Genomic DNA, 7,735 nt, shown 5'->3' on the forward strand with positions numbered 1-7,735 from the left:
CACAACACCATTCTTATGGTGTAGTTTTTGATTTGGCATTTTGTTGTAAGTGAACAGCATTCATCCTAAAACTGATGTCATGAATAGAAACAGACTTTCAGCCAGTTTACAGGCAGGACTCAACAACCAAATGACCCAGGAAGCGCTGGCGGCGCAGATATATTTGTCTTACGGCGCCTGGGCTGCAGGTGAGGCGTACAATGGAATTGCCAATTTCCTTTTTCGTCATGCCAACGAAGAGCGTAATCACATGATGAAATTCCTCGAGTATATCCTGGAAAGAGGTGGAAAGGTAGAGATAGCTGCTATTCCACAACCACCGGCCGATCCCACCAGTGTGCAGCATTGTTTTGAACAGGTGTTTCAGCAGGAGATCAATAACACCGCAGGCATTTATAAATTGGTAAAGATGAGCTTTGATGAAGGGGATTGGGCTACATGGAATTTCCTGCAGTGGTTTGTAAAGGAACAAACGGAAGAAGAAACACTTGCACTGGGTTTGTTGGATAAGATTAAAGTGGCAGGTGGTGAAAAGGCTACAGGTGAGGCGCTGTACGCATTGGATCGTGACCTGGAAAAACAACCTGATGAAGCAGAGCTGGCAGAAACAAAAACAGTAGAGAACCCATAACTAAGGGGATTCATAATGTTATAAAGCAGGGGATTTAACCCCTGCTTTATAATTTATTGCACCCTGCAGGACGACATCTTATCGTTTGCCGAAGGGCTTAATACCGTAAAGTCGGGCGTGTTGCCGGTACGTGTCCAGGAAGTACCTGAAAAGTTATCATCTCCATAAATAATTAATGTGCGGCCGGCGGGTATTTTAACAGAAGATGCCCAATCGTTGGGCACTCCCTGTGCGGCTAACTGGGACATGGTATAGTTGCCAACAGGCAATACCTGGCTGGCAGTGCCGCCATAGTTGGTATTCTGGTAAAATGTGACGCCGCCTGTACTTACCACATGGGGAGTGGGATGCGTCCATACCAATGGTGTTTGCCCTTTGATCATTTTGGCAGCGTCACCTGTCAGCCGTAAATAAAAGTCGGATGACACATGTACACCATCAGCATCCAGTGTCAGGAAATATTGATTGGCAGGTATCATGGATACATCTTCTGCAGCTTTGGCAATAGCGGTGGCTTCATCGTATTCATCAAACATCCCTACATATACGCTTGGTATTCCCTGGTTCCTGATGTTGGCGAATTGCTGCCATATAAAATCGCCGTGCAACCTCGGGATCTGGTTAGGTGCACCTCCTTTCCAGTTAGACCATGCGAAGCCCGGAAAAGCCTCTGCCTGGTAATCTATGCCATTACTGTTGCAGTAGGCAAAATCCGCTGCGATGGTAGATACATAATTATTGGCGCCGGTAATATTGCTGAAGGTACCGGTGGCCCAGGGCATGATCATATTGCTGGCATTGTAAGCAGGCAGGTTTGCCGTTTGGGTGCGCCAGTCGCGCGGGCCGCCAACAATCACATAACAACCCTGTGCTTTGAACCAGTTGATCACATCTGTCCAGGAAGTAACGTTACCCGGACGGTTTGCTACACCCACACCCCATATGCAAACTACAGGTTTATCGTTCTGTTTGGCATAGGCTGGCGAAGCAGTAAGATGAAGCGTATTTACGATCACATTTGTCCAGTCGGGTTTTATTTCTGTCTGAAAGTTAGTCCAGCCGGAGATGTCGTACATCACATAAAATTTGCGGCCATAGGTTTGCGCGGCAGCCATTACTTTACTGGCAATCCCGTCTTTTTGAGGGGTGCTTTTACCGAATCGTTGCATGGCTGCGCAATCAATACCGTATTGCTGCATCCACATAAAGTGGGTGTTTACAGTTTGATCGGTCCAGGAGGAGAATAATTTTGCAGGCTGACCATTACCCAGGTTGGCATAGCCTGTTTGGAAAGTTGTGCTATACTCTCTTGTGTCGGGCCACAGTTCAAATGTTTGATGACCTGGTGAAGGAGGAAGGCCGCCGGGAGTACTGCCCCAATGGACCCAGTTGTTGGAAGGAGAGCCGTCATTTTTGCAGGCAAACCATCCCTGGTAGCCAACTACCAGTTTGCCTACCACATCGCCTACCGGCGAAACGGCCATGGTACGGATACCGCTTTTTGTACCCGGGGCGGCGGGATCACCGGTTTGCTCCAGCATGTCTTTATTGGAACAGGCCATACTGGTTAACAGGAGGCAGTGATACCCCAGCTTTTGCATAACACCGGGAAAGGTGTTGAATAAGGAAATCATTTGTTTCATGAACTTGATTTTGATGATGGTTATAAGTGGAATTGTATAGTAAATTCGTGGTAAACAACACATCAGGCCGGACGAGGATTTGTATCGATTTTTCAGAGGCGAAAATTACCTATAGCCTGTAGCAGCGCCTAATAATATAAAAGGAAAATAATTAGGAAGTGAGCTGGAATGCCGGTGGCAGCAGGATTTGTAAGGAATATATTTTTTAGTTATATAATGCCATTTGGCCCGCTTGAGTGCTGTTAACGTATTTGTTAGCAGCCGCGTTAATTTGTTTGTTAATCGGGATTTAATCCGTATCTTATCTATATAATAACAGATGAAATACCCAATCCCTCAATAATAATTATGGTACGAGATACAGCTAAATCCCAGGCTGATTCCTCCACTTCAGCAGCGGCTGCACCTAGTCATAGTACTTCGGGTATTGCTCATCCTGCACCGCAGGAACAATCTGTTGCCTCCGGGCCTTTTCCCCTGGCTTCCGGTGAAGCAATAAGTACATCACCCTTTCCGCTGAAGCCGGCACAAAATAAAGCATCCACACCACTGCAAATGCAAACGCGCCTTTCCCGGCCGGAACTAATATAGCCCCGGTAGTACAGCGGGTGGAAACGATCAAAGATATCAGAGCAGCCCATGCTGGCTCGCTGCCTTAATAAGTGCCGCCACATTTTTTACCTGTAATTTCTGCAGCAGGTTTTTACGATGATTTTCAACGGTGAACTTGCTTAAAAAAAGCATTTCTGCAATGCGCCTGGTAGTGATACCGGAAGCAATGAGCTTCAAAATTTCCTGCTCTCTCGCAGTAAGCACCGGGATATCGTTGAGGTGCTTCAATCCGGGCCTGGCAATGATTTCCTTTATGGCATCGCTGAATACGATCTGGTGCTGCAGGGCATCGTAGATACCACGCACCAGTTCTTCTATAGATGCATTTTTGAGCAGGTAACCACTTGCCCCGTTTTCAAGCATTTTCATAATAGCGCTGCGTTGATCGTGATTGCTCAATGCCAGCACAATGGTATCGGGTGCTATTGTTTTAATTTCTTTACACAGATCCATCCCGTTCCCGTCCGGAAGAATAATATCGAGCAACACTACATGAACATGGTTGCTATTGAAAAATTGAAGAAAATCCGCTGCGCTGGTAAAGGTGCCGGCAATTTCAAATGCTTCCTCCCCTGAAAGCACATTGACCAGCCCCTGAAGTACTACAGGATGATCGTCAAGAATGGCCAGCTTGTATTTCGGTTGTAACATACAGTTCAATGTTTATGGAGGTACCTGGTTGATGGCCTTTGGAAAGCACATCTATTTTACCATTCAGGTAAGCCACTCTGTTCTTAATATTAATGAAACCCATGCCCTGGTTTTCGTGCAGGATCCCTTCGTCGAAACCAGCGCCATCATCTTCTACCGTAATAAAAAAACGGTTGCTTCGCTGGTTACATTGGAGCAGGATATTTTTTGCATCAGCATGTTTTATTGCGTTGGTTAACAGCTCCTGGGCAATACGGTAAATAATCACTTGTTCTGACTGCCGGATATCAGGCTGGATGCCGATACACAGGAAGCGGACGGTTGTTTTTTCCGTTTCAAATGAATCGCAAAGATCTTTCAGTGCAGCTTCAAGTCCCAGGCGTAACAACATCTCGGGCATCATATTGTGGGCAATCCGTCTAAGTTCTGTTACCGAAGTATCCATCTGGCCGATGATACTTTCCAGTTCGGGCCGTTGACCGGCATTTCCGCTGCCGGCAATTTTTGAAAGATTGATTTTCGTAGATGCCAGCAATCCTCCCAGGCTGTCGTGAAGATCCCGCGCTACCCGTTTGCGTTCTTCTTCCTGGCCTTGCAGCATTGCATGCGATATCTTTATCTGTTCCTGCTGGGCGGCTGTTTTCTTTTTGTTTTTATAAAAGAAATATCCCAGTAATAGAACTGCCAGTAAAAGCACACTTATTAAACCCAGTGACCAGCTTAACAGGATGGTTCGTTTTAGCGCATAGCTCACTTTGTCGTTGGATGCGTTTAATTCCACAATTTTTCGTTGATTTTCTGCATTCCTGAATTTTATTTCCAGTGCATTGATCTTTGTGGCCAGGTTACTTTGGGCAACGCTGTCGCTTAAGTAGCTATAGCGTTTCAGCCATACAAATGCTTCGGGAATATTTTTCAGGTCTTCATTGGTAGCCATCATGCCATAGTACAACAAGAGCCGGTTGGCGGAGGTATTCATAAAGGGCAGTTTGCTGTAGAGATCCAGCCCTACACGGCGGGCCTGGGCAAGATCTTTCTTATTATACAGCGCATAGAATTTTTGCAGCAACAACCGTTGTTCAGGATATGGCTGATGCAGTTGTTGTGCCAGGGCAATACCTTTTTCCGCTACTGCAAGGGACTGGTCAAACTTTTCGGCAATGGTAAGGCGCATACTTTCACCTGCATAGTAATCCAGCCATTCGCTGGCTTGGGGGTAAGGCGCCAGTAACACCCGCATACTGTCGAGATACAGACTGGCATTAGCTGAATCGCCGGACAACGAATAATTCTCCGATAAAGTATGATAAGCAGTAGCCAGGTAGCTGACATTTCCTTTCCTGTTCCGTAATGTTTCTATTGCAAGCTGCAGGTATATTTTAGCTTTGGCATGCTCTCTCAGGTTTTTAAACCCATAGGCAAGATCCAGGTAGTTCTTTCCCAGGTAGAGTTGGTCGCCGGACTTTTGCGCCAGTGGTATGGCCTGGGTTACGAGCAGGTTCACATAGGTTTCGGGGTCATCTTTATCGAAGTGGAATACCCGTGCATAATCATGCCAGCACATAGCGCGAAAAAGTAAAGCTTCTTTGCCCGGAAATTTCTTCAACATGTTTTCCGCCTTCATGAAAAGTTTGGCAGCAGAATCGGGCGCTGTGGTGGCAAGCTGACGGCCCTCATATAATACGGAAATGCCTTCCAGGAAAGGATGGCCTTTACTGAGCCCTATGCCAAGCTGCGCATATTTTTTTGACAGGGTAGAGTCTTCCTCTTTCCATTCATCAGACAGGAGAAAGCTCACACGGGCTTTGATACTATCATTTGCCGCTTGCTTTAGAATGGCGGCAAGACTGTCCTTTTCAAGTTTCCCCGGAGCCTGCCGGGCTTCGGCCAGGGTAAATGACAGCAGAAGAATAAATACGAGTGTAGAAAGTTTCATAACAATTTGCAAGTTGTTACATATAACTGTAATAATAAAGATACATCAGCAGAATGACTGAAAACAGCTATATGCAAAATGACCATTTGCCGGCATTGGAAGCCCTTGTTTTCGTAAGTAATTTTGTTCCACGTACTGGCATAAAAGGTTTGAAGCGATTGTCCTGTAGTTTTCTAAAGATGTGATCCATCCCATAACGCCAGGTGCATCATAAAATCAGCTTGCGCTGCACACAAACAAACGGGGTTGCCGAAAACCGGGTTAATTCAGAGTAGGCCAAATTACAAATCATAGCATATGTACAGAAAATTATCCATTGTAAGTATCCTGTTCGCTGCAATGCTTACATCATCCTGTTCCAAAGATAAGGATGATAATCCAACATCCGTTACACACAAAGTACAGTTTATTGCCACCGCTTCAGCAGGGGGAAGTATCAGCACAGCTTCTTATGGAGTGGATGGCGATGCACATAGCGCCACCAATCTTAGCGGTACTTCCTGGACCAGTCCTGAGCTTACCGCCCCCGCCGGCGCTTACAATGCTAATATTGTTGTAAATGGAGCCGGCACCAGTAATGCTTCCTCGCTGAAAGTAGGGATTTATGTAGATGGCGTATTGAAGAAAGAAGAATCGGCCAATCCGGGTACTGTGTTATCTGTTCTTCTTACCTACAAATTTTAATGCGGCAAAATATTTTCCATGCAATACCCGAAGTATATATCAGCGGTTATCCTGATGCTTCTTTCCATTACCGCTTTTGCGCAGGCAAAACTGGAGAAGCGGATGAAAGAAGCGCTGGAGCAGCGTTATAAAGATGATAAATATTATGCTGACTTTCAGCGTGGTATTTATAACCGCGAGAACTGGAAAAATTCATGGATAGGGGTCAGCCTCGCAGATGTCTACAAAAAATGGGGCGCTCCTACCAAAGCTTTCCCCGATGGAAACGGCGGGCAAGTGGTGGTGTATGAAAAGGTATCCAACTATTCGGGAGGGAGCTATACGCCCGGGTATACCATCACAGGTTATAACGTTTTCGGACAGGCAGTAAGTTCAGAAACAGTGAAGGCAAAAGATACACAATGGGCCAGTCAATATGTGGAAACTACCACCTTATTTGTAGATAAAAATGGCATCGTCACCAAAGTGGATAATAAAATAAACAGTTCACGGGCAGGTAACTATTTTTGATATGAACTACATATTCAGAACAATATTGGTCGCCAGCCTGCTGGCCATAAGCCTTTCGGGGTTCTCACAGGGTAAATACTATGAAATAGTTATTGAGAAAGGGACATATGGAAATTACGGGATGGTAAAACCGCTCAGTAACCAGTACGATGTGAAACTTTCCTATGATGGTAAGAAACAGCGGCAGCTTTTAGAAGGCATCCTGGAGTACCTGAAAAACAGGCCGACCCTGAAGATCGATACGGTACTTAATGGTGGTACCGTTGTGGTGTACCGCGATTTTGCCACCATAGGAAACAAGCAAACCTGCTTTGCCGATCTCACAGGTCTGATCTATATGTTCGCTGTGCCCGAGGAAGGATATATTTCCATCCGCGCCGGTGGTAACTCCAAAATCTACGCTTCTGTTTTCGATGCAAAATTGCGCATCAGCCCAGGCGATGACGTGGTTTCTGAACAGGACGTGCCGTTTAATGAGTTTAAGTTTATACAGCCCACTGATGGTCGTACGCAAAGCGCTGTTTCCCCGCATGGTGGTCTTTTAGGTCAGGCAACTTCACGTAAAATTAATTATAAGCTGGCTTACCCCGACAGCATCTTTGACCCGGAAGGCAAAATTGTAAACCCGAATAATAAGAAAATTATTGAAGCCTTCTATGATGGCTACATAGCAGATCTGGACCAGTTTCTGAAAGCAAAGTTTAAAATGAAGTAACAGGATAGTAATAAATGCCTGATAACATGCCGTAAAAGGGCTGACCATTACTTATGGTCAGCCCTTATTTATGCAATTTTTAAATCCTCCAGATGCGTTTACACAGAATCATAAGTATTGATCGTGGCCCAGGTATCCATTATTTAATATTACAAACAGCATGTAAGCAACTATCTTTGGTAAATAAAACCAGCAAAATGGATATACCAGGTAACTTCATTAAAATATTTCCGGAATACCAGGATGTTTTTTATGACGATTTAGAGAATCACAGAAAGTATTTCCTGCCATTATGTTCTATTAATTTGAAGTTTTTCTCACAGAACAAAGATCAATGGTTACATTTTGTATCC

General features: G+C 45.1%; 9 protein-coding genes. 6 read left to right on the forward strand and 3 right to left on the reverse strand.

The features are described from left to right. Window positions 1-79: 79 nt before the first annotated feature. Window positions 80-631: a ferritin gene (locus tag VN105_RS15760; protein WP_325642486.1), complete on the forward strand. Its 552-nt coding sequence runs from the start codon at window positions 80-82 to the stop codon at window positions 629-631. A 53-nt stretch (window positions 632-684) separates the two neighbouring features. On the opposite strand, the gene VN105_RS15765 is transcribed toward VN105_RS15760, so the two are convergent. Further along, window positions 685-2,274: a glycoside hydrolase family 71/99-like protein gene (locus tag VN105_RS15765; protein ID WP_325642487.1), complete on the reverse strand. Its 1,590-nt coding sequence runs from the start codon at window positions 2,272-2,274 to the stop codon at window positions 685-687. A 348-nt stretch (window positions 2,275-2,622) separates the two neighbouring features. Between VN105_RS15765 and VN105_RS15770 the strand changes: the two genes are divergently transcribed. Then, window positions 2,623-2,865, forward strand: a complete 243-nt coding sequence (locus VN105_RS15770; protein ID WP_325642488.1) for a hypothetical protein — start codon at window positions 2,623-2,625, stop codon at window positions 2,863-2,865. A gap of 36 nt (window positions 2,866-2,901) precedes the next feature. Here VN105_RS15770 and VN105_RS15775 read toward each other — a convergent pair whose 3' ends face one another. After that, window positions 2,902-3,537 carry a response regulator transcription factor gene (locus tag VN105_RS15775; RefSeq protein ID WP_325642489.1) on the reverse strand — a complete coding sequence of 212 codons (636 nt, stop codon included), beginning with the start codon at window positions 3,535-3,537 and terminating at the stop codon, window positions 2,902-2,904. After that, on the reverse strand, window positions 3,503-5,473 hold the full coding sequence (locus VN105_RS15780) for a sensor histidine kinase (RefSeq protein ID WP_325642490.1): 1,971 nt from the start codon (window positions 5,471-5,473) through the stop codon (window positions 3,503-3,505). The genes VN105_RS15775 and VN105_RS15780 overlap by 35 nt, the downstream gene beginning before the upstream one ends. Before the next feature lie 297 nt (window positions 5,474-5,770). Here VN105_RS15780 and VN105_RS15785 point away from each other — a divergent pair, with 297 nt between their 5' ends. The 4 genes from VN105_RS15785 to VN105_RS15800 form a co-directional block, all read left to right on the forward strand. Then, window positions 5,771-6,157, forward strand: coding sequence for a hypothetical protein (locus VN105_RS15785; protein WP_325642491.1), 387 nt, complete (start codon window positions 5,771-5,773; stop codon window positions 6,155-6,157). A gap of 18 nt (window positions 6,158-6,175) precedes the next feature. Continuing rightward, entirely contained in the window at window positions 6,176-6,667 is a 492-nt protein-coding gene (locus VN105_RS15790) for a hypothetical protein (protein WP_325642492.1), read from the forward strand. A gap of 1 nt (window position 6,668) precedes the next feature. Then, window positions 6,669-7,382, forward strand: coding sequence for a hypothetical protein (locus VN105_RS15795; protein WP_325642493.1), 714 nt, complete (start codon window positions 6,669-6,671; stop codon window positions 7,380-7,382). 92 nt (window positions 7,383-7,474) lie between these two features. Beyond that, window positions 7,475-7,735 (forward strand): hypothetical protein (locus tag VN105_RS15800; RefSeq protein WP_325642494.1); only part of this gene is annotated, 261 nt, incomplete at its 3' end.

Source organism: Chitinophaga sp., assembly GCF_035564935.1.
Lineage (GTDB): Bacteria > Bacteroidota > Bacteroidia > Chitinophagales > Chitinophagaceae > Chitinophaga.

What these genes read in the sequence shown, in the direction of transcription:
- VN105_RS15775 (WP_325642489.1), bottom strand. Translation starts at nt 3,537, where the DNA reads ATGTTACAACCGAAATACAAGCTGGCCATTCTTGACGATCATCCTGTA.
- VN105_RS15795 (WP_325642493.1), top strand. Translation starts at nt 6,669, where the DNA reads ATGAACTACATATTCAGAACAATATTGGTCGCCAGCCTGCTGGCCATA.
- VN105_RS15780 (WP_325642490.1), bottom strand. Translation starts at nt 5,473, where the DNA reads ATGAAACTTTCTACACTCGTATTTATTCTTCTGCTGTCATTTACCCTG.
- VN105_RS15770 (WP_325642488.1), top strand. Translation starts at nt 2,623, where the DNA reads ATGGTACGAGATACAGCTAAATCCCAGGCTGATTCCTCCACTTCAGCA.
- VN105_RS15765 (WP_325642487.1), bottom strand. Translation starts at nt 2,274, where the DNA reads ATGAAACAAATGATTTCCTTATTCAACACCTTTCCCGGTGTTATGCAA.
- VN105_RS15790 (WP_325642492.1), top strand. Translation starts at nt 6,176, where the DNA reads ATGCAATACCCGAAGTATATATCAGCGGTTATCCTGATGCTTCTTTCC.
- VN105_RS15785 (WP_325642491.1), top strand. Translation starts at nt 5,771, where the DNA reads ATGTACAGAAAATTATCCATTGTAAGTATCCTGTTCGCTGCAATGCTT.
- VN105_RS15760 (WP_325642486.1), top strand. Translation starts at nt 80, where the DNA reads ATGAATAGAAACAGACTTTCAGCCAGTTTACAGGCAGGACTCAACAAC.